Annotated in this window: 23 protein-coding genes; 5 read left to right on the forward strand and 18 right to left on the reverse strand. The window is 64.9% G+C overall.

From position 1 onward, the window contains the following. The first annotated feature begins 100 nt into the window (after positions 1-100). Positions 101-853: a sulfite exporter TauE/SafE family protein gene (locus RBB16_RS17300; protein WP_306047339.1), complete on the forward strand. Its 753-nt coding sequence runs from the start codon at positions 101-103 to the stop codon at positions 851-853. A gap of 2 nt (positions 854-855) precedes the next feature. On the opposite strand, the gene RBB16_RS17305 is transcribed toward RBB16_RS17300, so the two are convergent. From RBB16_RS17305 to RBB16_RS17340, 8 genes are all read right to left on the reverse strand, one after another. After that, positions 856-1,878 carry a histone deacetylase family protein gene (locus RBB16_RS17305; protein ID WP_306047340.1) on the reverse strand — a complete coding sequence of 341 codons (1,023 nt, stop codon included), beginning with the start codon at positions 1,876-1,878 and terminating at the stop codon, positions 856-858. After that, positions 1,875-2,357, reverse strand: coding sequence for a GNAT family N-acetyltransferase (locus RBB16_RS17310; protein ID WP_306047341.1), 483 nt, complete (start codon positions 2,355-2,357; stop codon positions 1,875-1,877). The genes RBB16_RS17305 and RBB16_RS17310 overlap by 4 nt, the downstream gene beginning before the upstream one ends. 3 nt (positions 2,358-2,360) lie before the next feature. Further along, positions 2,361-3,287 carry a 3-keto-5-aminohexanoate cleavage protein gene (locus RBB16_RS17315; protein WP_306047342.1) on the reverse strand — a complete coding sequence of 309 codons (927 nt, stop codon included), beginning with the start codon at positions 3,285-3,287 and terminating at the stop codon, positions 2,361-2,363. Between the two features lie 6 nt (positions 3,288-3,293). After that, complete coding sequence (locus RBB16_RS17320; protein WP_306047343.1) at positions 3,294-4,649, reverse strand: aspartate aminotransferase family protein; 1,356 nt, start codon at positions 4,647-4,649, stop codon at positions 3,294-3,296. Positions 4,650-4,653: 4 nt separating this feature from the next. Then, the gene (locus RBB16_RS17325; RefSeq protein ID WP_306047344.1) at positions 4,654-5,733 is read right to left on the reverse strand and encodes an ABC transporter ATP-binding protein; all 1,080 of its coding nucleotides are present in this window, start codon (positions 5,731-5,733) and stop codon (positions 4,654-4,656) included. A gap of 63 nt (positions 5,734-5,796) precedes the next feature. Next, positions 5,797-6,939 carry a PotD/PotF family extracellular solute-binding protein gene (locus tag RBB16_RS17330; protein ID WP_306047345.1) on the reverse strand — a complete coding sequence of 381 codons (1,143 nt, stop codon included), beginning with the start codon at positions 6,937-6,939 and terminating at the stop codon, positions 5,797-5,799. Between the two features lie 53 nt (positions 6,940-6,992). After that, positions 6,993-7,784 carry an ABC transporter permease gene (locus tag RBB16_RS17335; protein ID WP_306047346.1) on the reverse strand — a complete coding sequence of 264 codons (792 nt, stop codon included), beginning with the start codon at positions 7,782-7,784 and terminating at the stop codon, positions 6,993-6,995. Then, positions 7,784-8,650: an ABC transporter permease gene (locus RBB16_RS17340; RefSeq protein ID WP_071691375.1), complete on the reverse strand. Its 867-nt coding sequence runs from the start codon at positions 8,648-8,650 to the stop codon at positions 7,784-7,786. The genes RBB16_RS17335 and RBB16_RS17340 overlap by 1 nt, the downstream gene beginning before the upstream one ends. A gap of 97 nt (positions 8,651-8,747) precedes the next feature. Between RBB16_RS17340 and RBB16_RS17345 the strand changes: the two genes are divergently transcribed. Continuing rightward, complete coding sequence (locus RBB16_RS17345) at positions 8,748-9,710, forward strand: LysR family transcriptional regulator (protein WP_306047347.1); 963 nt, start codon at positions 8,748-8,750, stop codon at positions 9,708-9,710. 6 nt (positions 9,711-9,716) lie between these two features. Here the strand turns inward: RBB16_RS17345 and RBB16_RS17350 are convergent, their stop codons facing one another. The 7 genes from RBB16_RS17350 to iolC all read right to left on the reverse strand — a co-directional run bounded on the left by RBB16_RS17350 (position 9,717) and on the right by iolC (position 16,138). After that, complete coding sequence (locus RBB16_RS17350) at positions 9,717-11,201, reverse strand: anion permease (RefSeq protein WP_306047348.1); 1,485 nt, start codon at positions 11,199-11,201, stop codon at positions 9,717-9,719. 89 nt (positions 11,202-11,290) lie between these two features. Continuing rightward, a complete protein-coding gene (locus tag RBB16_RS17355) occupies positions 11,291-11,704 on the reverse strand; it encodes an NUDIX hydrolase (protein ID WP_306047349.1) in 414 nt (137 codons plus the stop codon). A gap of 109 nt (positions 11,705-11,813) precedes the next feature. Continuing rightward, positions 11,814-12,494: a DUF4386 family protein gene (locus tag RBB16_RS17360; RefSeq protein ID WP_306047350.1), complete on the reverse strand. Its 681-nt coding sequence runs from the start codon at positions 12,492-12,494 to the stop codon at positions 11,814-11,816. Continuing rightward, positions 12,491-13,360, reverse strand: a complete 870-nt coding sequence (locus RBB16_RS17365) for an SDR family oxidoreductase (protein WP_306047351.1) — start codon at positions 13,358-13,360, stop codon at positions 12,491-12,493. The genes RBB16_RS17360 and RBB16_RS17365 overlap by 4 nt, the downstream gene beginning before the upstream one ends. Positions 13,361-13,478: 118 nt before the next feature. Further along, entirely contained in the window at positions 13,479-14,306 is an 828-nt protein-coding gene (locus RBB16_RS17370) for a class II fructose-bisphosphate aldolase (protein ID WP_306047352.1), read from the reverse strand. After that, positions 14,303-15,157, reverse strand: coding sequence for a 5-deoxy-glucuronate isomerase (locus tag RBB16_RS17375; protein ID WP_306047353.1), 855 nt, complete (start codon positions 15,155-15,157; stop codon positions 14,303-14,305). The genes RBB16_RS17370 and RBB16_RS17375 overlap by 4 nt, the downstream gene beginning before the upstream one ends. A gap of 12 nt (positions 15,158-15,169) precedes the next feature. After that, on the reverse strand, positions 15,170-16,138 hold the full coding sequence (gene iolC, locus RBB16_RS17380) for a 5-dehydro-2-deoxygluconokinase (RefSeq protein WP_306047354.1): 969 nt from the start codon (positions 16,136-16,138) through the stop codon (positions 15,170-15,172). Between the two features lie 96 nt (positions 16,139-16,234). Here iolC and RBB16_RS17385 point away from each other — a divergent pair, with 96 nt between their 5' ends. The 3 genes from RBB16_RS17385 to RBB16_RS17395 are packed head-to-tail and all read left to right on the forward strand — an operon-like array spanning position 16,235 to position 19,411. Beyond that, on the forward strand, positions 16,235-17,335 hold the full coding sequence (locus RBB16_RS17385) for a Gfo/Idh/MocA family oxidoreductase (RefSeq protein WP_306047355.1): 1,101 nt from the start codon (positions 16,235-16,237) through the stop codon (positions 17,333-17,335). A gap of 9 nt (positions 17,336-17,344) precedes the next feature. After that, entirely contained in the window at positions 17,345-18,235 is an 891-nt protein-coding gene (locus tag RBB16_RS17390; protein WP_306047356.1) for a sugar phosphate isomerase/epimerase, read from the forward strand. Between the two features lie 12 nt (positions 18,236-18,247). Continuing rightward, entirely contained in the window at positions 18,248-19,411 is a 1,164-nt protein-coding gene (locus RBB16_RS17395) for a Gfo/Idh/MocA family oxidoreductase (RefSeq protein ID WP_306047357.1), read from the forward strand. Positions 19,412-19,473: 62 nt separating this feature from the next. On the opposite strand, the gene RBB16_RS17400 is transcribed toward RBB16_RS17395, so the two are convergent. From RBB16_RS17400 to RBB16_RS17410, 3 genes are all read right to left on the reverse strand, one after another. Next, on the reverse strand, positions 19,474-20,475 hold the full coding sequence (locus RBB16_RS17400) for a LacI family DNA-binding transcriptional regulator (RefSeq protein WP_306047358.1): 1,002 nt from the start codon (positions 20,473-20,475) through the stop codon (positions 19,474-19,476). An 82-nt stretch (positions 20,476-20,557) separates the two neighbouring features. Next, positions 20,558-21,010 carry a carbon monoxide dehydrogenase subunit G gene (locus RBB16_RS17405; protein ID WP_306047359.1) on the reverse strand — a complete coding sequence of 151 codons (453 nt, stop codon included), beginning with the start codon at positions 21,008-21,010 and terminating at the stop codon, positions 20,558-20,560. Between the two features lie 107 nt (positions 21,011-21,117). Then, complete coding sequence (locus tag RBB16_RS17410; RefSeq protein WP_306047360.1) at positions 21,118-21,921, reverse strand: XdhC family protein; 804 nt, start codon at positions 21,919-21,921, stop codon at positions 21,118-21,120. Positions 21,922-21,923 lie beyond the last annotated feature (2 nt).

Here is a 21,923-nt window from a genome sequence, read left to right on the forward strand (position 1 = left end):
GGTGTACAGGGGGTGTACGGGGGGCACCCCCCGGTTTTCGCCCCTTGCACCCGCGCCGTGACCCCCTTAGGCCCGGGGCAGAACAGGCAAGGGCGGGCACATGGCCGAGCTGGCGCAATTCTGGATCATCGCGGGGCTGGCGGCCTACCTGATGGGGCTGTCCAAGGGCGGCGTGCCGATGATCGCGATCCTCTCGGTGCCGCTGATGTCGCTGTTCATGGATCCCGCCCTCGCAGCGGGCCTGCTGCTGCCCATCTACATCACGACGGACATGTACGCCGTCTATCTCTTCCGCAAGGCCTTCTCGGTCCGCAACCTGAAAATCCTGATGCCTGCGGGGGTTTGCGGGGTCGGTCTCGGCTTTCTGGCGGTTTCCTACGTGCCCGGCGATGCGATCAAGCTGCTGGTTGCAGGCATCGCGATCTCATACCTGTTCCATTCGCTGCGCCGGCGGCTCTCGAAACGGGAGCATCTGCCAAGGCAGGCCGACGTGCCGCGCGGGCTGATCTGGGGGGCGCTGTCGGGGCTGACGAGCTATATCAGCCACGCGGGCGGCCCGCCCTACCAGGCCTATGTTCTTCCGCAGCGGCTCGACAAGTTGACGTATCTCGGCACCACCACGATCTTCTTTTCGGCTGTCAACCTGTTGAAAGTACCGCCTTATATCGTTGCGGGCCAGATCACATGGGACAGTGTCGGGCAGGCGGTCTGGCTCATCCCCTGCGCGCTTGCCGGGGCCTGGAGCGGGGCGAAGATCGCCCGCCTTCTGCCAGAGCGGGTCTTCTTCCTTCTGGTCGAGATCGCGCTGGCCGGGGTGTCGGTCAAACTGGTTTGGGAGGTTCTGGCAGGCTGATCTCAGCCGTTCAGGAAGCCACCCAATACGCTGGTCAGGTTCCCCCCTAGCCCCTCGCAGATATAGCCGCCCTCCTGCACGAACAGCACCGGCAACCCCGTTGCGGCGATTGCCGCGCCGATCCGGGCAAAGCCGGGCGTGGTGACGCCAAGCCCTTGAAACGGATCGCCTTCATAGGCATCCAGCCCAAGCGCCACGACGATCACATCGGCCCCGAACGAGGCGATCCGGTCGAGCCCTGTATCGAGCGCCCGCAGGTAGTCGCCATCCCCGGTGCCACGCGGCAACGGCAGGTTCAGGTTCGCCCCCATGCCCTCGCCTTCGCCGCGTTCCTGCGCGTGGCCCCAGAAGAACGGGTAGAACCGCTCCGGATCGGCGTGGATCGACACGGTCAGGACGTCGCCGCGATGGTAGAACATGCCCTGCGTCCCGTTCCCGTGATGGACATCGACGTCGAGGATCGCGGGGCGTAACCCCTTGGCGCGCAAGTGTTCCGCCGCGATGCCGGAGTTGTTGAGAAAGCAGAACCCGCCCGCCAGGTCGGCAAAGGCGTGGTGCCCCGGCGGGCGCGACAGCACATAGGCCGCGCGGTCTCCGCCTACGATCAGATCCGCCCCCGCGATGGCCGATTGCGCGGACCAATAGGCCGCCTCCCACGTGCCTTCCGCGATCGGGCAGGCAGTGTCGGCCTGGTGGTAGCCCGCTTGCCCCACGGCGGATTTCGGGTAGCCGTCGGCGCGGTTTGCCGGGTGGATGTTGGGGATCACCTCCTCGCCCGCGCCCTCGATGCGCTGCCAGCGGGGATAGATATGGCGCAGGAAGCTCAGGTATTCCGCCGTGTGGACGGCGGCAATCGGCCCGAGGCCCGCGTCGCCCGGCGTCTCGAACACGCAGCCCGCCGCCTCTGCCCCCGCTTTCAGGATGTCGATGCGGGCAGGCTGTTCGGGGTTTGGCAGGATCGCGCCATTGGCCATGAAATGCCTGGGGTCGTGGCGCCATTGCCGCGCGTCGAAGATCGCTTTCATGCCTCACCTTTCAGTTGGTCGAACCCTGCGCCCGACAGGGCCAGCGTGCGCTGACCCTTCATCGGTGCAAGGCCAAGTTTGGTATAAAATTCAATGGCCTCCGGGCTGCTGTCATAGACATCAAGCCGCAGGTAGCCCGCCCGCCACAGCGCCCAAGCACGTGCCGAGGCCGCCGCCAGCAACCGCCGACCGATCCCGCTGCCACGCGCCGCGTCAGAGACCCACAGATCGGAGACATAGAGCCCCGGCATCCCCCGCACGGTGGAAAAGACGGGCGAGAACATGACCGCCCCCCGCGCCGTGTCCCCCGACAGGGCCAGCATCGCATGGAAGGCGGGGCAGGGGCCGAACCCGGCCTGTCGCAGCGCGTCCACATGCGCGCGATGCGTGTTGCCCAAATCGTCCGAGAGCGCGCGAAGCGCCCCGTCGAGCATCGGCAGGTCAGCCTCCTCCACGGGCCGGATCGTCACGTTTCCCATGGCTCAGATCGCCGTCCGGTCGGCGCCCTTGAGGTCCAGCATCGCGCGGGCCTCGGCGGGGGTGGCGACCTCGCGGCCAAGGTCTTCCACGATGCGGCGGATCTTGGCGACCTGTTCGGCATTGGTTTTCGCCAACTGCCCCCGCGCGATCATCAGGCTGTCTTCCAGCCCGACGCGCACATGCCCGCCCATGGTGGCCCCCATGGTGACAAGCGGCATCTGGTGACGCCCGGCGGCCAGCACCGAAAAGGCGTAGTCCGATCCGAAGAGCTTGTCCGCGATCAGCTTCATATGCGTCAGGTTTTCCGGGTCCGGGCCGATCCCGCCAAGCACACCGAAGACGAACTGCACGAAGACCGGGGCTTTCACCAACCCGCGATCCATGAAGTGGCGCAGCATGTAAAGGTGGCTGACGTCGTAGCATTCGAACTCGAACCGCGCGCCGCGCTCCTCGCCCATTTCGGTCAGGATACGGGCGATGTCGCGGGGGGTGTTCTTGAAGACCAGATCGTCAGACTCGCGCAGGAATGGCTCTTCCCAGTCGTGTTTCCACTCGCTGATCCGGTCGGCGGCGGGGTAGAGCGCGAAATTCATCGTCCCCATGTTCAGACTGCACATCTCGGGCTGTGCCCGTTTCGGCGCGGCAAGGCGCTGATCGAGCGTCATCACTGCGCTGCCGCCGGTGGAGATGTTCAGAACCGCATCCGTCGCCTGCTTGATGCGCGGCAGGAAGCCCATGAAATGATCCACCTCCGCCGAGGGCTGCCCGGTTTCCGGGTCGCGGGCATGCAGGTGCAGGATAGACGCCCCTGCCTCTGCCGCGCCAACCGCGTGATCCGTGATTTCCTCTGCCGTGACAGGCAGATAGGGCGACATCGAGGGGGTATGGATAGAGCCCGTGACCGCGCAGGTGATGATGATCTTGGACATGGGGCCTCAGGCGGTTTTCGGCAGCTTGTGGTGGATTTCGTCTGTGAACTGCCTCAGCGACAGATCCAGCATATGGGTGATCTCATCCAGATGCGTTTCCGTCACGATCATCGGCGGGCAAACGAGGATATGGTCGCCCTCCGTTCCGTCGCGGGTGCGGCGGGAATAGACGATGAGGCCGTTGTCATAAGCGATCTGCACGAAACGGTCGAAGGCGCGCAATTCGGCGGGCAGAGGGGTTTTGGTCTTGCGGTCGGCCATGAACTCGAAGGCCAGCAGCAGCCCCTTGCCACGCACGTCGCCAATAATCGGGTAACGGTCCATCAGGCCCTTCAGTCGCGCCTTGAGGCCCATGCCCATCACCTCGGCATTATGGCAGAGGCCAAGCCGCTCGATCTCCGACAGCACGGCGACCCCTGCGGCGCAGGCCAGCGGGTTGCCCGCATAGGTGAACCCGTGCTGGAACCCGCCATCGTCCAGCACCGGTTCGACAAGGCGTTCATTCGCGACCATCGCCCCGAGGGGGACGTAACCAGCCGCGTAACCCTTTGACATGACGATGATATCGGGGGTGATCCCCCAGTGATCCCCGGCCAGGAACCTGCCCGTGCGGCCCGCGCCGGTCATGACCTCGTCCATGATCAGCAGAACGCCATGGCGCGTGCAGATCTCCCGCACCCGTTCCATGTAGCCCGCAGGCGGCACCAACGCGCCCGTGGACGCGCCGCCGACCGGTTCGACGATGAAGGCCAGCACGGTTTCGGGGCCTTCCTCGATGATCTTCGCCTCCAGCATGTCGGCGTAATGGTGGCCGGTCGCCTCCTCCTCAGGGTCGAGCCCGTCGAGATAGGCACGCGGGGCGGGCACCTTGGGCATTGGCTGCATCATCGGCTCGAACGGGCGGGTGAGCGGCGTGTAGCTGGTGATGGCCAAAGCGCCGAGGGTGCAGCCGTGATAGCAGGGCGCGCGGCTGATCACCTTCCAGCGGTTCGCCTCGCCCGTTGCCACCGCGTATTGCCGGGCAAGCTTCATCGCACTTTCCACCGCCTCCGACCCGCCTGAGACGAAGAACACCCGGTCCAGCCCCTCGGGCGTCAGCTCCGCCGTTTTGGCCGCCAGCGCTTCTGATGCTTCGGTTTCGAAATGCAGCCGGTAGCCGAAGGTCGACCTCTCCATCTGGCGGCGCATCGCGTCGAGTACGTTGTCGTTGGAATGGCCGATATTGCAGACCATCGCGCCCGACGATCCGTCGAGATAGCGTTTGCCTTCCGTGTCCCACATGTAGACGCCGCGCGCCTGGTCGAGAACCGGCTTGCGCCCGCGACCCTGGTAGAACAGGTGGCTCTTTCCCTCCCCGGCCATGGCGTCAGGCCCCCGGCAGGGCGGCGCAGTCGCGCGGGCGGAACTGGATGGAAACGGAGTCGCCTTCCGCGAAGGGCCGTGTGTCGATCATGTTGATGGCCTGTAGCTGAGTGTCGCCGCTGCACACGAAGTAACGCACGGCCTGGCCCTGGTAGTCTACGGTTTCGACGACGGCCTCGGCACTGATCTGGTCCGGGTCGGCCTGTCCTTTGGGCACCAGCTGTAGTTTCTCGGCCCGCAGCACCAGTTTCGCAGCGCCCGCGCCGGGCACGTTCGGCGCTTTCTCTGCCGGAACGGGGACGGTACCGAAAAGCGGCGTGTCCATCACCACGGTGCCGTTCTGTCGCCCGGTGCACTGGCCCGGCAGGATGTTGGAGGCCCCGAGGAAATTGGCGACGAATTCGCTGGCGGGGGCATTGTAGACCTCCTCCGGCGGGCCGACCTGTTCGACACGGCCATCGGACATCACGACGATCTGGTCGGACATGGCCAGCGCCTCGGCCTGGTCGTGGGTGACGAAGATGGAGGTCACGCCGATGCGGTGCTGGATCTTTTTCAGCTCTACCCGCATGTCTTCCCTCAGATTGGCGTCGAGCGCCGAGAGCGGTTCATCCAGCAGCAGCACGTCGGGTTCGATCACGATGGCGCGGGCCAGTGCGATCCGCTGTTGCTGGCCACCGGACAGGGCAGAGGGGTAGCGGTCGGCCACATGGGGCAGCTGGACAAGCTCCAGCGCCTCGCGCACGCGGCGGGCGGCGTCCTCTTTGCTCACGTTGCGGTAGCGCAGGCCAAAGCCCACATTGTCGGCAATCGTCTTATGCGGGAACAGCGCGTAGTTCTGGAATACGATCCCTAGATTGCGTTTGTGAATGGGCAGGTCGTTCACGCGGCGGCCCTTGATGGTGATCTCGCCGCCCGTGGGGTCCAGAAGCCCCGCGATCATGCGCAGCGTCGTGGTCTTGCCGCAGCCCGAGGGGCCCAGAAGCGTCACGAACTGGCCTTCAGGGATGTCCAACGACATCGGCTCAACAGCGGTGAAGCTGCCGAACTGCTTGGAGATATTGCTCAGGGTGACGGCGCTCACGGGGGCGGTCCTTTCCGGAAAGGGTGTGGGACGGCGCAGGCAGCGCCGCCCCGAGTGTCAGGCTCAGTATCCGCGCTGAACGCGGCTGAAGGTCTCGGACCATTCCTGTTCGTTGCCATTCCAGTAATCGGGGTTGGCAAAGGTCAGGCCCGACAGGGTGCCGGTCGGGTCGAAGGCCGGCAGGGTCGGGATCTTGTCGCCCAGATCCACCTGCGTCGGGTCGAGCGCGGGCGGATAGTTCTGCCCTTCGGCCACGGCGATGGAGGTCGCGGGTTCCAGCATGAAATTCAGCAGTTCCTCGCAGGCCTCCATGGGCGAGCCCGCGATCACGAACAGGCATTCCTGCCAGCCGAACCCGTTCGGCGGGTCGATATAGCCGATGTCGTGGCCCTGTTCCTGAAGCGCGAAGATGCGGCCCGACCAGGCCTCGGTCACGTGGATTTCCTCCTCCGCCATGAGGCTCATCAGTTCCGCACCAGACGTCCAGTAGCGCAGGGCAAGGTCGCGGTGCTGACGCACGGCGTCCCAGACGGCCTCGATATCGGTGATGTTGTTGGGGTCCTGACCGGTCTGCAACGCGCCGTACCAGATGCGCGTGCGCCAGTCGGCCCAGCCACCGATCTTGCCGGTATAGTCGGGGTTGATCAGAAGGCCCGCGCCCTGCGCCTGAGCTTCCTCGTCCGAGATATAGGCGCGGTTATAGGCGATGCCGGTGGTGCCGTAGTCATAGGGAACGCAGGACAGCGACCCGCCGCTGATCGCGCGGAAGGCGTCGGACAGGGCCGGGATGCAGAGCTGAAGGTTGGGAATGTTGGCCTCGTTCAGTTCCACCGACAGGCCAAGGTTGTGATAGCGCGCATAGTCGAACACGCCCGACAGGTGGGCAATGTTGTATTCGCCAGGCTGGCTGGTGCGCACGCGGGCAAGGTATTCGTCACCGCCGCCGAAGGTGCCGTCGACCACCTCGATGCCCGTTGCGGCGGTGTAGGGGGCGAAGGCGTGTTCACGGAAGGCCTCGGACACGATGCCGCCCCACCCGTCAAAGCGGACCTGCGTCACCTCTTGCGCGTTGGCGTAGCGGGCAAAGGGCGTCTGCACGCCATAGGCCAGACCCGCCGCGCCGATGAGCCCGAGAAAACTGCGCCGGTCAAGGTCGCCGTTCTGATAGCGCTCCAGAAGCCTTTGATAACGTGTGGTATTGTCCATTTTGTCGATCTCCCTGTTGGTGAGGTCTGGTGGGATGGTTGGTTGGTATTGGATCACCCCGCCCGGTCCCGCCGCATGGCGAGTTTCCGGGATATGGCCAGCCCGATCAGGGGCAGCCCGGCGGTGATCAGGATCATCAGCGTGCCGAGAGCGTTGATTTCGGGACTGATGGAATTGCGCAGCATGGCGAAAATCTGGGTCGGCACGGTTTCCACCCCGCCAGGTTTCCAGAACAGCGTGTCGGTGATGTCGTCGAAGCTGATGGTGAAGGCGAACAGCCCGCCAGCAGCCACCGCAGGGGTCAGCAGCGGCAGGGTGATAGTGAAGAAGGTCTGAATGGGCGAGGCGCCAAGGCTCATCGCGGCCTCTTCCACGTCGCGGCGGATGCCGACAAGCCTCGCCTGCACCACAAGGATCACGAAAGGCAGGGTGAAGATCACGTGACCGAAGAGCAGCAGGGTGAAACTCTTGTGGATGCCGAGGAATTGCAGGAACAGCAGCAGCGCCACGGCCAGAACGACCTCCGGCACCAGAATGGGCGCGATCAGGATGGTGGAGATCGTGTTGCGGAAGGGGATGTCGTAGCGCACGAGCGCGAGGCTCGCCAGCACACCCAATGTGGTGGAAATCAGCGCTGTCAGCGCGCCAAGCGTCAGCGAGGTGCGCAGCGCCCGCAGGATCGCCTCGTTCTGGAACAATTCATCGAACCAGCGCAGCGACAGCCCCGTCATCGGGAAAGACCCGAACTGGTTGGCGTTGAAGGCCAGCAGGACCACCACCGCAATCGGCAGGAACATGAACAGATAGACCAGAAGGGTCCAGACCCGGATCAGCGACCACCCCATCAGCCAAGCCCCTTCATCAACTGGCCGAGGCCGAGGAAATGGTTGTAGATCATCACCAGTGCGCCAAGAACGGCCAGCAGCAGCAGCGACAGGGCCGCGCCAAGGGGCCAGTTCAGCTGGATGATGATCGCCTCGTAGACGAGGTTGGCGAACATCGCGTCCCGCGGCCCGCCAAGGACGGCGGGGGTGATGTAGGTGCCCGCGCCAAGGACGAAACACAGCAGGCTGCCCGCCGCGAGACCGGGCAGCGACAGGGGCAGGGTGACTTGCAGGAAGCTCTGCCACTTGGTGGCACCGAGCGAGCCTGCCGCGTCCTCCAGCGTTTCATCGACGCCATCGAGGCTGACATAGACGTTGAGCACCATGAAGGGCAGCAGGAAATGCACGAGGCCCAGGATCACGGTGGTCTCGTTATAGAGCATCTGGATCGGTTCTGCCGTGATCCCTAGCCATTGCAGCGCGGTGTTCAGCGCCCCGTTCGTGCCAAGGATGTAGATCCAGCTCATCGTGCGGATGATGTAGCTGATCCAGAAGGGCAGCATCAGCAACAGCAGCAGCAGCGCCTTGTTGCTTTTCGCGCGGGCGATGAAATAGGCCGCCGGATAGCCCATCAGCGCGCAGACGACCGTGGTGATCGCCGCGATGCGCAGGGTGGTCAGCAGGATGTCGCGATAGAAGCGGTCGGTCAGCGTGTCGGCCCAGTTGTCGAGGTAAAACCCCGGCTGCACATCCCCGACGGAGGTCCGCAGCCAGAAGGAATAGACCACGATGAACAGCACCGGCACGATCAGCAGAAGCGTGATCACCGTCAGCGTCGGTGACAGCAGGATCCAGGGTTGGCGGGCCTCGCGGGCTTCGATGGACATGCGCTTCCTCGGGTGCGGGATTGGCCTGAGCATGGAAAGCCGCTATGCATAGATCAAATAGATAATTGGTATTCTAACAATAGATGAGGTCTATGGTATGGAGGATGCGCGCCTTCCCCCGGACAGGATCCTTCGGGAACTGGACTGGAACCTGCTGCGCACATTCGTGGTTCTGGCGCAGTCGCGTTCGATCACCGATGCGGCGCGCAGGCTGAATCTGGCGCAGCCCTCGGTTTCGGCCGCGTTGCAGCGGTTGGAGGATCGGTTGGGCCGCAAACTGATCGACCGCAAGCCGGGGCATTTCCGGTTGACCGAGGCGGGGGAGAGGCTCTTTGCCGAGGCGCTGGATATCCAGGGCTCCATCCTGCGGCTGACGACGCTCATGCGCGACATGACCGACGAGGTGCGGGGCCATGTGCAGGTGGCGCTGGCCAGTCACGTGGTCTGCCCGCTGCTCGATTCCGCGCTGGCGGAGTTCCACGCCGCGCATCCCAAGGCCACACTGACCTTCGATGTGCGCACCAGTGCCGAGACCATCGCCGCCGTGCGGGCGCGCAGCGCCAGTTTCGCGATCTGCCTGGTGCGCGACATGGACCCGAAGCTGGAATACCGCAGGCTCTACCGGGAATTCTTCGGCCTGTTCTGCGGCCCGCCGCATCCACTGTTCGGCAAGCGGGGACTGACGCGCGGCGACCTGTCGGGGCACAACACCGTCAGCTTCCAGACAGACCGGCTACAGGATGTGCTGAAACCCGTGGCCCTTCTACGCGCGGAATCCGACATCGGCGAACAGGTTGTCGGCACGTCGAGCCACCTGGAAGAGGTTCGGCGGATGATCGTCGCGGGGCTTGGCATCGGGCCTTTGCCCGTGCATGTGGCGGCGCGCGATGTGCAGGACGGGCTGCTGTGGCGGCTGCCGCCCTATGACAATCCGCCCGCCGTTGATGTGCATGTGGTCTGGAACCCCCGGACCCGGATGAACCGGGCCGAGGAATCCTTGCTCGCGCGGTTGCTCGACAAGATCGAAGCGACCCCGATCGAGGATCGCACCTATCGTTGACCCGCCTTAGCCGACAACCGCCTGAATGCCGAAGAACAGAATGGCGGACATGATCGCTGCCGCTGGCACCGTGATCACCCAGGCTGCGATGATGGTCATGAAATGCGACCGGCGCACCAGCTTGCGGCGGCGGCGTTCCTCGGGTGCGATGCGGTTTGCATCGGGCATGCTGCCACGCGCCAGGCGCAGGCGGCGCTCGGCGTCCCATTCCCGGAAGAAGCCCACGCCGAAGACCCCGCCCACGGCGATATGGGTGGAACTGACGGGCAGGCCGAGCCAGCTGGCCACGATCACCGTGATGGCGGCGGACAGCGCCACGCAATAGGCGCGCATCGGGTTCAGCTTGGTGATCTGGCTACCCACCATGCGGATCAGTTTTGGTCCGAACAGGAACAGCCCGAAGGAAATACCGAAAGCGCCGATAATCATCACCCAGGTCGGAATGCTCACCGCCTGCGTGAAATCGCCGGACTGCGAGGCCTGCACGATGGCTGCCAGCGGGCCAACCGCATTGGCCACGTCGTTGGCCCCATGGGCGAAGCTGAGCAGCGCGGCAGAGACCACAAGCGGAATGCCGAACAGGACCTTGAGCGACTTGTTGCGGTTTTCCAGCCCTTCGGACTGCTTGCGGATGACCGGGATCATCCCGAGCCAGGTCACGATCGCCACGCCGACCCCGATGGACAGCGCCAGCCCGAGCGACACCCGCATCAGGTGCTTGAGGCCCTTGAGCGCCAGGTAGGCGGCGAAGGTGCCCGCCATGATCCCGACCAGAACCGGCACCCATTTGCGGGCGGCGGCGATCTTGTCGGGGGTGTAGATGATATTGGCCTTGATGAACCACAGGAACAGCGCCGCGATGCCCCCGCCAAGCACCGGCGAGATCACCCAGCTAGCGGCAATCGCGCTCATCGTGGGCCAGTTCACGGCGGTGAAACCAGCCGCCGCGATGCCCGCGCCCATGACGCCGCCCACGACCGAATGGGTGGTGGAGACCGGCGCGCCGACCCAGGTGGCGAGGTTCACCCAAAGGGCGGAGGACAGAAGCGCCGCCAGCATCGCCCAGATGAAGATCTCGGCGGTGACCATGGATTCCGGCTCGATGATGCCCTTGGCGATGGTCGAGACAACGTCGCCGCCCGCAATCAAGGCGCCCGCGCTTTCGAAGACGGCGGCAATGGCGATGGCGCCGCCCATGGTCAGCGCATTGGCCCCCACGGCGGGGCCCATGTTGTTGGCCACGTCATTGGCACCGATATTGATCGCCATATAGGCGCCGAAGCCTGCGGCCACGACGACGATCATGCCGTTGCTGTCCTGCCCGAAGAAGATCGCGGCCATAAGCCCCGCCAGCACGATGAAGATCAGGGCGACACCCGGCCCGACCATCGGCCGCGCCACATAGCTGGTGGCGGATTCCAGGTAGGACAGCCTGTGCAGATCCCGGTCCAGTGTTTCAAGGTGACGGCTGTCGCCGGAATCGTTGCTCATGCCTCAGGCTCCCCTCGCTTCGCGGGACGGGCCTAGGCAAGAGCGTGTCGCAAATCAACCGCCCTTGTTACAAATTATTTACAAAAGAGTTACAAATCCCTCAGGATCGACTGAAGCTCCGGCTCGCGGACCATGTTGGCCGCCTCCGATGGCTCTACCCATGTTCGTTTGCGCTGATGCGCCTCTGGGAAGTCCTTGCGCATGTCCTCGACCTCGACCGGGTAGACCAGCGTTTCGATCTCGATGCTCCAGCCCTCGTCCAGTGCCTTGTCGTAGGTATAGGTGCCGATTGCCTTGCCCTCGACCGCGCCCTTGCGCACCCCGGCCTCTTCCCAGGCTTCCTGAAGCGCGGCTTGGCCCGCATTCAGGCCGCTGATCGGCCAGCCCTTGGGCAGGATCCAGCGCCCGGTGCCACGGCTGGTGACCAGAAGAACCTTTTTCCCTTGTTCGTCCGTGCGATAGCACAGCGCAGCCACTTGCAATCGCTTGGGGCGTTGCAGCATGGGATGGAGCACTTCGCTCCAGGCTTTCTTCAAAAAATCGACCATAGTGGTTAAACGACTGCTCTGGCTATTGTTTTTCTTGGGCTCGAAACCTTTACATAGGATAAAGCTATGGGGATTGCAAATCGCGCCCCCCGGGGATGTGGCGCAATAGAGCCAGACCTGCCAGCAGAAACCACAGGATTGCCCCGAGGCCGAACAGGGCTCCGGCCAGTTCGCCCATTGCCGGAATGACGGTCAACAGGCCCGCCGCCCCGACCAGGGCCGCCAACAGCGCCGTCACCCGGGGCAGGGCACCGGCCCGCAAGGCCGCCAGCCCGACGCATAGCAGCCAGACGCCACCTGCGATTTCGTTGCCGCCGCCAAGCCCCAGCTCGACCGCGTGCAGCAGTGCCCAGGCCTGTGCGGCGGCCTCCGTGTCGGTCTGCGACAGGGTCAGGGCCGTCTCGACCGAGACATTGGCGATCATGCCCGCGCCAAGCACGAGCGCCGCCCAGATCAGACCGAAGGCGCGGCTGGCTTCCGCCCATCCCGGGGTCGCTTTCCGCAACAGGTCATGGACAGCCAGAACCAGAAGGACAAGGGCAATGGCATTGGCAATATAGATCGTGCTGTTCCAGGCGATCAGCAGGTGTGGCTGTTCGGCGATGAAGGCCACGACCGCCTCCGCGTCGATCTGGTTGCTGCCGAAGCCGAGCGGGGCCAGCAGCGTCAGCAGCAGGGCAAACCCCGCGATATAGGTCAGGGCGCAGACAAGGGCGGCGAAGCCTCCGGTCTTGATCAGGGTCATGGGGTCATCCTTTCGCTGTTCGCCGAGAGGGTCAGAAAGTGGTCAGCCAGCCGCTTCGTGCCATGGCACTCGCCCACCATGTCGCCGCCCATGGCGGTCAGGAAGAACTGCGCCGGCCCGTGGATGCGGGTGGGTGTCACCCAGGGCAGCAGGCGAAGCGCGGCCCGGCGCAGGGCATCCGGCAGGCGGGTGATGCGCGCAGGCCGGTCCAGCGCCGCGAAAGCCAGCCGTGCCAGGGCCTCATGGGTGAAGACCTCGGGCCCGCCCACGTCCAGCCAGTCGCGCCCCGCCGCGATCGCCTCGGCTGTCGCGGTGGCGAGGTCCGCGCCGTGGATCGGGTTGAGCCGGTGCTGGCCGTCCCCGAACAGCCACGCCCGCCCGGCCTGCGCCATCGACAGGAAATCGCCCATGTCCGAGAAGTAGCCCGATGGTGCGATCACGGTCGAGGCCACGGGGCTGGCCAGAAGCCGCTCCACAAAACCCGATTTTGCCGCGACCAGCGGCACATGCGCCATGCGGTCGGCGTTCAGCACGTGGATATAGGCGAAGCGGTCCACGCCTTCGCGCAGCGCCTCCTCCAACAGGTTCACATTGGCCTGATAGTCCACGTCGCGATAGGTCAGCCCGTCGGTCTGGCGGGTGATGCCGAGGGCAGAGATCACCAGGTCGACGCCCTCCATGCAGCCTGTCAGCGTCTCGGGCCGGGTGGCTTCGGCATGGATCAGTTCGGCAGGAAGGTCGGTATCGCGGCGCACGAGGGCACGCACACGCCAGCCACGGCGCGCATATTCGGCGGTAAGGTGCCGCCCGAGATAGCCGGTCGCACCTGCGATGAGCACGGTTTTCGGGGCTAGGGCTTCGGTCATGGGATGCTCTTCTCTGGCTTGGTCGGGATCAACCTAGTCAGGTTGGCTGCGTATCGCCATGGCCGCTCGTATCAGCCTCATGTCCATTCGTTTCAAACGGGTCCGTTTTGGCGGACTGTCAGCGGCGAAGCCCCCTGATGACCGCCCGAGCGGCCTCGCATAGCGGGTCGTGCAGGGCAGAGAGGATGGCGATGCGGTCGTAGACCTCCGGGTCCGTGGCCAGCGTCTGGCGGATGGTTGCGCCGAAGACCTGCCTCAGTTCCGTGCCGATATTGAACTTGCAGATACTGGTGCCGGTGGCGAGACGGCGGCGCTGATCGTGCGGCACGCCCGATCCTCCATGGATGACCAGCGGGGTTTGGGTCAGGGCCGCGATTTCGGCGATCCGCGCCTCGTCCAGCCCGTCGCCTGCCGTGGTCTGCAAATGGGTGTTGCCCACGGAGATCGCCATCGCATCGACGCCGGTTTCCCGTGCGAACCGCGCCGCGTCCTGCGGGTCGGTGCCGCGAGAGGCTTCGCCCGCCGCATAGCCAACGAAGCCGATTTCCCCCTCGCAACTGACACCTGCGGCATGGGCCAGCTCCGCGATGCGGGCGGTGGCGGCGATGTTGTCCTCCAGCGACAGGCGAGAGCCGTCATACATGACCGAGGTGAAGCCTTCCGCGATGGCGATCCGGCAGTCCTCTTCATCGGTGCCATGGTCCAGATGGGTGACGACGGGGACCGAGGCCCCCTCTGCCAGCGTGCGGAACATCGCGCCCCAGACGGGCAGGGGGGTGTGGGCCCGCGCGCCGGGGCCCGCTTGCAGGATCAGCGGTGCGCCCTCGGCCTCGGCGGCGGCCACATAGGCGCGGGCGTCCTCCCATCCAAGGCAGACAAGCCCCGCAACCGCATAGCCTCCCGCCAGCGCCGGTTGCAGAACCTCCGACAGCGTCGCGCGGGTCATTTGAACTTCGCCACCATGTCCATGATGCCGGGGATCGTGTGCAGTTGCTCGGCATGGGTGGGCTGGAAATACTGCCTGAGAGATCGCTGTGTCAGCCCGCCGAGGATGGTGAAGTAATACATCTCATAGCCCGGCAGCGCACAGCAGGGGTGATAGCCCTTGTCGATCAGCACGGTGGACCCGTCCATGATGTGATAGGCGTCCCCCGGCTCGTTATCGACCCGTTGCAGCATTTGCAGGCCGGAGCCGTAATTGGGCTTGAAGCGGAAATTGTAGCATTCGTCGTGACGGGTTTCGATCAGTTCGTCGCTGTCGTCGCGCCGGTCGGTGTCGTGCTTGTGGCTGGGAAAGCCCGACCAGCCGCCGGCACCAACCGTGAAGAGTTCCGACACCAGTAGCCGCCCGACCCGGTCGTGATGGCCTGCGCCAAGGATGTGTTTGATCTTGCGATGCGTCTTGGTGTCGTCCGAGCCGTATTGAACGAGGTCCAGTTCCCCCTTGCGCACGGCAAAGGGTTTCAGCGTCTCCGCATATTTAGCGCCTGCGATGAAGGTCTCGGTATCGGTCCGGGCGGTAATCCGGCAACCGGTGTCGGTCGGCACATAGACGCCCTCCGGCTCCCCGTCCCAGACGTCCGCGCCCCGGTTGCCGATATCGGTGAAGGTCTCGCCGCCGCATTCCACGGTCACCGTTCCGGTTGCAGGAACGACGCAGGTTTCATAGCCCGCGAGGCGATAGTCGAATGTCTCGCCCGCCTTCAGTTTGACGATGTTGAAATAGGTCAGCGGTACATGGGCGTCGTCCACGTCCACGATGGCCTTGTTTTGATTGTCGAACGGGGGGATGTGCATTGCGATATCCTCTTATGGGGTGGCAGCGGCCATGAAATGGGCCAGCTCGTCCGGGGTGGGCATGGCGGGGGCGCAGCCAACGCGAGAGACGACGATTGCGGCGGCGGCGGATCCGGTTTGAACGGCGGTTCTGACATCGCTGCCAGCGGCCAGCGTCGCCAGGAATCCGGCCATGAAGCTGTCGCCCGCGCCGGTGGGTTTGAGCGCCTTGGTCTCGTAGATGCCGGTTTGCACCTCGCCCTCTGCGGTGATCGTGATCGCGCCTTTTTCGCCCATCTTGTAGACAACAATCTGCGCGCCCTCGGTGATCAGCGACCGGGCTTTGTCGAGGCCCTTGTCCATGCCACCGGCCATGAAGCCGAATTCCACGTCATTTCCGATGATAATGTCGCAAAGCGCAGCGGCGCGGGAATAGACATCTTCCGCTTCCTTGGCAGAGGCCCAGGAATAGGGGCGATAGTCCACGTCAAAGATCAGCGGCAGACCGGCGGCGCGGGCGAGCTCGAAGGCCCGGAAACAGGCGCTGCGAGATGGTTCTGCGGCCAAGACGGTGCCAGTGGTGACGAGGGCGGAATAGGCGCTGTAATCCACCGCCTCCACATCCGCTATGGTCATCTCGAAATCCGCCGCGCCGTTGCGGTAGATCACCGATTGGGTGTTTTCCAGCCGCGTTTCCACGACAGCCAGAGAATTGCGCGCCTCGCCACCTTCCAGATGCACATGGGTGCGGTCGATGCCGTAGGCGTCGAGCTGGTTCAGACAAAAGCGCCCGATCGCATCGTCGGACACCCGCGTGACCAGCGCGGCGGCGCATCCCAATCGGCACAGCCCGGCGGCAATGTTTGCGGACGATCCGCCAAGGGCCGTGGTGAAGGCGCTGACCTCTTCCACCCGCGCGCCCGGCGGGTCGGCATAGAGATCCATGCCCGCCCGCCCGATCACCAGAAAGGATTTGCCGGAAAGCCGCGCAAGACCTGTCATTTCCCCGTCCCTCCGAATTCATGGTTGCATGAAACATGCACTCAGGATAACAATTTTGCAACCGGTTGCAATATGTGAACGAGAGGGGCCGAAACCATGAACCAGATCGGGATCGGAATCGTCGGGGGCGGCTATATGGGAAAGGCCCATTCGGTGGCCTTTGCGTCTGTGGGAGCCGTGTTCGAAACTCGCCTGAAGCCGCGTCTTGCGGCTATCGCGGCTTCCTCTCCGGCCAGTGCAGAACGCTATGCGCAGGCCTTCGGATTCGCCCGCGCCGCTCAGGACTGGCGTGATCTGGTGTCCGATCCCGCCGTGGATGCCGTCGTGATTGCCTCGCCCCAGAACACTCATTTGCAGATCGCCGAGGCGGCGCTGGCGCTGGGCAAGCCGGTTCTGTGTGAAAAGCCCATGGGGCTGAATGTGTTCGAGGCGCGGGCCATGGTGGCGGCGGCCAAGTCGGCGGGCGTGGCCAATATGGTGGCCTATAACTACATCCGCACGCCTGCATCCCAATATGTGCGGCAGTTGCTGGCCGAGGGCGCGCTTGGCCGCATTACCGGGTTCCGCTGTGTCCACGAGGAAGACTTCCACATCGCGCAGAAAACCCCCGCCTGGCGCTGCGAGGGCGAGGCCAATGGCTGTCTTGGCGACCTCGCCCCGCATCCGATCAATGCGGCCTTGGCGCTGATGGGGCCGATTGCAGAGCTGAACGCGGTCATGGAAACCGTCTACCCCGATCGCAACGGCATTCCGGTCACGAATGACGATCAGGTGCAGATGATGGTGCGGTTCGAGAGTGGTGTTGTCGGCCATATCCACGCCTCGCGCGTCGCGACCGGTCGCAAGATGGGCTATGGCTACGAGATCACCGGAACCGAAGGCGCGATCCGCTTCGATCAGGAGGATCAAAACGCCATCTGGTTCTATCGCAAGGATGACCCGGACGGCCAGAAGGGCTTTCGCAAGATCCTGACCGGGCCGGATCATCCCGACTACCTGCCCTTCTGCCAGGGGGCGGGGCATGGCACCGGCTATCAGGACCAGATCATCATCGAGGCGCATGATTTCCTGACCGCCATCGACACCGGGCAGGCCGTCTGGCCGACCTTCGAGGCCGGGCTGGAGGTGCATCAGGTCATCGCCGCGGCGCGGGCGTCCGATGCCACGCGCACATGGCAGGCGCCATCCGATTTCTGAGGGCCGGGCATGATCCAGATCGGCAATGCGCCTTGTTCCTGGGGCGTCGAGTTTCCCGACGATGCGCGCAACCCGCCCTGGCGGCAGGTGCTGAGGGAATGCGCCGAGGCGGGATATCGGGGCATCGAACTGGGGCCTGTCGGTTACATGCCGGAAAACCCTCAGGTGCTGGCCGAGGCGCTGGAAGACTGCGGGCTGACCCTGATCGGTGGCGTGGTCTACCGGCCCTTTCATGACCCTGACAAGTGGATGGATGTGGTTGATGGGGCCGAGCGGACCTGCAAGGCGCTTGCCTCTCTCGGCGCGAAACATCTGGTGCTGATCGACGCCATATCCCCCCGGCGGGCCCCCACGGCAGGTCGCGCCGACGAGGCGGAGCAGATGGAACCTGACGAATGGGTCGCGTTCCGCAACCGGATCGTGACCATCGCCAGGATGGGGGCCGAGGTCTATGGGCTCACGGTCTCGATCCATGCCCATGCGGGTGGGTTCATCGAGTTCGAGCCGGAACTGGAACGGCTGCTGGATGAGGTTGCCCCGGAGGTTCTGAACATCTGCTTCGACACCGGCCACCACGCCTATGCGGGCTATGATCCGATTGCTTTCATGAAACGGCATATGGACCGGATCAGCTATATCCATTTCAAGGATATCGACCCTGCCGTGAAGGCCAGGGTCATCGCCAACCGCACCGGGTTTTATGACGCCTGCGGACAGGGCATCTTCTGCAATCTGGGTCAGGGCGACGTGAACTTTCAGGCCGTGCGGCGCCTGCTGCTGGAACGCGGCTATCGCGGCTGGTGCACGGTCGAACAGGATTGCGATCCGACACTGGACATTTCCCCGATCGCCGATGCAAAGGCGAACCGGGATTACCTGACATCCATTGGCTTTGACTGAGGGAGAGCTGCCATGGGAAAACTGAACTGGGGCATGATCGGTGGCGGCGAGGGCAGTCAGATCGGCCCGGCGCATCGGCTTGGGGCGGGGCTGGACGGAGAGTTCGCCTTTGTCGCGGGCGCGCTGGATCACCGCCCTGACGCGGGCCGCGATTACGGCAAGCGGCTCGGGCTGGCCGCCGACCGTGCCTATGGCAACTGGCGCGAGATGCTGGAAGGTGAGCGGGACCGAGAGGACCGCATCGACCTGGTGACCGTGGCCACGCCCAATGCGACCCATTTCGAGATCACCAAGGCCTATCTGGAGGCAGGCTTTCACGTGCTGTGCGAAAAGCCCATGACGATGACCGTGGAAGAGGGCGAAGAGATCGTGAAACTCGCCCGCGCCACGGGCCGGATCTGCGCGGTGAACTACGGCTACACCGGCTATCCGCTGGTGCGTCACATGCGGGCGATGGTGGCGCGCGGTGATCTGGGCGCGATCCGGCTGGTGAAGGCGGAATTCGCCCATGGCCACCACGCCGATGCCGCCGATGCCGACAACCCGCGGGTGCGCTGGCGCTATGATCCGGCGCAGGCGGGCGTGTCTGCGCAGTTCGCCGATTGCGGCATCCACGCGCTGCATATGGCGAGCTTCGTCATCGGGCAGGAGGCGGAGCGGCTGTCCGCCGACACGGTCAGTTGCATCGCCAGCCGCGAGCTGGAGGATGACGCGATGGTCAACCTGCGCTTCGATGGCGGGGCCGTGGGGCGGCTCTGGACCTCCTCCGTTGCGCTTGGGCGTCAGCATGGGCTGACATTGCAGGTCTTCGGCGAAAATGGCGGTCTGCGCTGGAGCCAGGAACAGCCGAACCAGCTCTACTGGATGCCGCTGCGGGGGCGCTTGCAGGTGATCGAACGCGGGGAAGGGGGGCTTTCGCCCGAGGCCGACCGGTCGAGCCGCGTGACCGTGGGCCATGCCGAGGGGATGCCTTTGGCCTTTGCCAATATCTACCGCGATCTGGCCGAGGCGATCCGGGCCGGGAAAGAGGGCCGTGCGATGGATTCCGCCGCCGATCTCTATCCCCGCGCCGAAGATGGGCTGCGGTCCATGGCAGCGGTGTTCGCCGTGGCCGAGAGCGGCAAGGCGGATGGCCGGTGGGTCGATGCCCGTCCGCCGATGTTTCGCCAGGTATGAGTGATGCGCGGGGACGCGTTTTCGAAAACGCGTTAAAAGGCCCTTCGAAGGGCCTTCCCCGCTCACATCCCCGGGCGGAGCGTGCCACGCTCAATCAGGGTCAGGGGCAGCAGGGTCTGCGTGACAGGGGTCTCTGGCTGTTCCGACAGAGCAATGGCCTGCCCGACCGAGACCGCAATGATCTCATCGAGAGGCTGGCGAATGGTGGTCAGGGTCACCAAATCCCAGGATGCCGCCTCCATATCGTTGAACCCGATCAATCCCACATCCCCGGGCACCTCGCGCCCGGCCTTTCGCAATACCCCTAGCGCGCCGATGGCAATCACGTCATCGCCGCAGAAATAGGCTTCGGCCAGGGGGCCGGAGTCAATCAGCCGTGACATCTCGGCCGCCCCGGCGTCATGCGAATACGTGCTGGCGAAGCTTTCCCGCAGACGGCAACCGGGGTGCCGGGCCAGTTCCTGACGAAAGCCCGCAAGCCGGTCCTGCGTGGTTGTCGCCCCGGCGGGGCCACCCAGAAACCCGATGTCGCGATAGCCCCGCGCCAGCAGCGCCCGCGCCGCCATGCGGCCCGCCTCGACATTGTCGATGCCCACCACCGGCACCTCGGGGCGTCGGGTCGCTCGCCCGAACGCATGGACCACGGGCAGCCCTGCGGCCTTGCAATTTGCCGCGAAGGCAGGCGACAGGGTTGAGGACGCCACGATCACCGCATCCACCGAGTATTGCCGAAGCATGCGAATGGCGGCCTCGGGGTCCGTATCCTCCGACAGGTTCACCAGCAGCGGGCGCAATCCCCGGTCCTGGATGGCGCGGGTGAACAGGTCGAAGACCTCAAGAAAGATCGGGTTGCGGAAGTTGTTGGACACCAGTCCGATCAGCTTGGTGCGCCCGGTGGACAGGCCCGAGGCCAGCGCGCTTGGCGCGTATCCAAGCTCCGCCGCAGCCTGTTCAACCTTGGATCGGGTCTTGGCGGAAACCGATGCGCCGGGTGTGAACGTCCGCGACACCGCCGAGCGCGAGACGCCCGCCCGCTCTGCCACATCCTTCAGGGTCACCGTCATTCCGGCCCGCTGCCTCCCGCTGTCCATCGTTCGGGAAATCAGACAGCGGGACGGGGCGAATTGCAACCGGTTCCTAAACCGGTCAGCCGACCGATTGCTCGGAGACGATCTCGCCGAAGCGGGTGAAGAACTTGCCCGACAGTTTCTTGGCGGTGCCCGCGATCAGGCGGCTGCCAAGCTGCGCGATCTTGCCGCCGATATCGACCGTGGCGGTATAGGCGAGGATGGTCTCGGGGCCGTCCTCGGTCAGGGTCACCTCGGCCCCGCCCTTGGCGAAGCCCGCCGCACCGCCCTTGCCTTCGCCGGTCAGTGTAAAGCCATCCGGCGCGTTCGATGTGTCCAACGTCACCTCTCCTGCAAAGCGCGCCTTCACCGGGCCGATCTTCAGCACCACCTTGGCCTCCAGATTCTCTGGCGAATGCTGGATCAGTTCCTCGCAGCCGGGGATGCATTCGCGCAGGATCTCGGGGTCATTGAGCGCGCGGTAGACCACGTCGCGGGGGGCTTGAATGCGAATTTCGTCGCTCAGGTCCATGTCTTGTTTCCTCTGCTCAGCAACATCTGGGATAGGCGCGAAGGGCCGCTTCGGCCTTTTCTTCGGGGGTCATTTCGGGTGGCGCGGGCCAGCGGGCCCGGAACCAGTCACGCACGCTTTTCATCATGGTTGGCTTCCCTCTGGGTATCGGTGTTGCGCCATTGGATCACCTCGGCGAGGATCGACAGGGCGATTTCATGCGGGTCGATGGCGCGGATATCGAGCCCGGCGGGGGATTTGAGCCGCGCGACGCGGGCCGGGTCCGTGCCCGCATCCACCAGCTTGGCCGAAAGCACCCCGGCCTTGCGGCGGCTGGCCACCATCGACACGCGCCGCGCGGGGGTTTCCAGCGCCGCCTTCAGCGCCACACCGTCGCCCTTGCCCTGCGAGGCCACAACAACGAAATCGCGCGGCTCCACGCCGAGCGGGCCCATGTCCTCGGGGTCGAAACGGGTGGCCCCCTCGATCTCTGCACTTGTGCAGACGCGGAAGCCCGCCAGCGCCCCATGCGCCGCCAGCGCACGCGCAATCGGGCTGTCCCCGAAGATCACCAGCCGGGGCGCATGCTGGTAGGGTTCGATCAACAGATCCACCGTGCCGCCCGAGGGACAGCCGCTCTTGTAGGTCTGCACGCCGTCGGGGTCGGTCATGGCCACCACCTTGTCAGAGGGTTTCACGCGGATCATGCGGGGTGCGCCCTCGGCCAGCGCCTCGCCCGCCGCCGTTCGCACCGCGCGCTGCACGCAGGCCCCGCCAAGGTGCCCGAGGATGTCGCCGGTCCGCGTCACGGCGGCCTTGGCCCCGGCCTTGGCGCTGGTCGCGTCCGCTGTGCGCAGCACCGTTGCAACGCAGAAGGCCTCGCCCCCCGCCCGCAGCCGGTCCACCGTATCGAAGATGTCGAAACCTGCCATGG

Source organism: Nioella sp. MMSF_3534 (assembly GCF_030732985.1).
Taxonomy (GTDB): Bacteria; Pseudomonadota; Alphaproteobacteria; order Rhodobacterales; family Rhodobacteraceae; genus Nioella.

Coding starts and splice junctions, on each gene's coding strand:
- RBB16_RS17335 (WP_306047346.1), bottom strand. CDS start 7,784: ATGGGGTGGTCGCTGATCCGGGTCTGGACCCTTCTGGTCTATCTGTTC.
- RBB16_RS17305 (WP_306047340.1), bottom strand. CDS start 1,878: ATGAAAGCGATCTTCGACGCGCGGCAATGGCGCCACGACCCCAGGCAT.
- RBB16_RS17315 (WP_306047342.1), bottom strand. CDS start 3,287: ATGTCCAAGATCATCATCACCTGCGCGGTCACGGGCTCTATCCATACC.
- RBB16_RS17400 (WP_306047358.1), bottom strand. CDS start 20,475: ATGACGGTGACCCTGAAGGATGTGGCAGAGCGGGCGGGCGTCTCGCGC.
- iolC (WP_306047354.1), bottom strand. CDS start 16,138: ATGACAGGTCTTGCGCGGCTTTCCGGCAAATCCTTTCTGGTGATCGGG.
- RBB16_RS17390 (WP_306047356.1), top strand. CDS start 17,345: ATGATCCAGATCGGCAATGCGCCTTGTTCCTGGGGCGTCGAGTTTCCC.
- RBB16_RS17320 (WP_306047343.1), bottom strand. CDS start 4,649: ATGGCCGGGGAGGGAAAGAGCCACCTGTTCTACCAGGGTCGCGGGCGC.
- RBB16_RS17350 (WP_306047348.1), bottom strand. CDS start 11,201: ATGAGCAACGATTCCGGCGACAGCCGTCACCTTGAAACACTGGACCGG.
- RBB16_RS17375 (WP_306047353.1), bottom strand. CDS start 15,157: ATGCACATCCCCCCGTTCGACAATCAAAACAAGGCCATCGTGGACGTG.
- RBB16_RS17340 (WP_071691375.1), bottom strand. CDS start 8,650: ATGTCCATCGAAGCCCGCGAGGCCCGCCAACCCTGGATCCTGCTGTCA.
- RBB16_RS17385 (WP_306047355.1), top strand. CDS start 16,235: ATGAACCAGATCGGGATCGGAATCGTCGGGGGCGGCTATATGGGAAAG.
- RBB16_RS17310 (WP_306047341.1), bottom strand. CDS start 2,357: ATGGGAAACGTGACGATCCGGCCCGTGGAGGAGGCTGACCTGCCGATG.
- RBB16_RS17395 (WP_306047357.1), top strand. CDS start 18,248: ATGGGAAAACTGAACTGGGGCATGATCGGTGGCGGCGAGGGCAGTCAG.
- RBB16_RS17355 (WP_306047349.1), bottom strand. CDS start 11,704: ATGCTGCAACGCCCCAAGCGATTGCAAGTGGCTGCGCTGTGCTATCGC.
- RBB16_RS17365 (WP_306047351.1), bottom strand. CDS start 13,360: ATGACCGAAGCCCTAGCCCCGAAAACCGTGCTCATCGCAGGTGCGACC.
- RBB16_RS17360 (WP_306047350.1), bottom strand. CDS start 12,494: ATGACCCTGATCAAGACCGGAGGCTTCGCCGCCCTTGTCTGCGCCCTG.
- RBB16_RS17300 (WP_306047339.1), top strand. CDS start 101: ATGGCCGAGCTGGCGCAATTCTGGATCATCGCGGGGCTGGCGGCCTAC.
- RBB16_RS17370 (WP_306047352.1), bottom strand. CDS start 14,306: ATGACCCGCGCGACGCTGTCGGAGGTTCTGCAACCGGCGCTGGCGGGA.
- RBB16_RS17330 (WP_306047345.1), bottom strand. CDS start 6,939: ATGGACAATACCACACGTTATCAAAGGCTTCTGGAGCGCTATCAGAAC.
- RBB16_RS17345 (WP_306047347.1), top strand. CDS start 8,748: ATGGAGGATGCGCGCCTTCCCCCGGACAGGATCCTTCGGGAACTGGAC.
- RBB16_RS17405 (WP_306047359.1), bottom strand. CDS start 21,010: ATGGACCTGAGCGACGAAATTCGCATTCAAGCCCCCCGCGACGTGGTC.
- RBB16_RS17410 (WP_306047360.1), bottom strand. CDS start 21,921: ATGGCAGGTTTCGACATCTTCGATACGGTGGACCGGCTGCGGGCGGGG.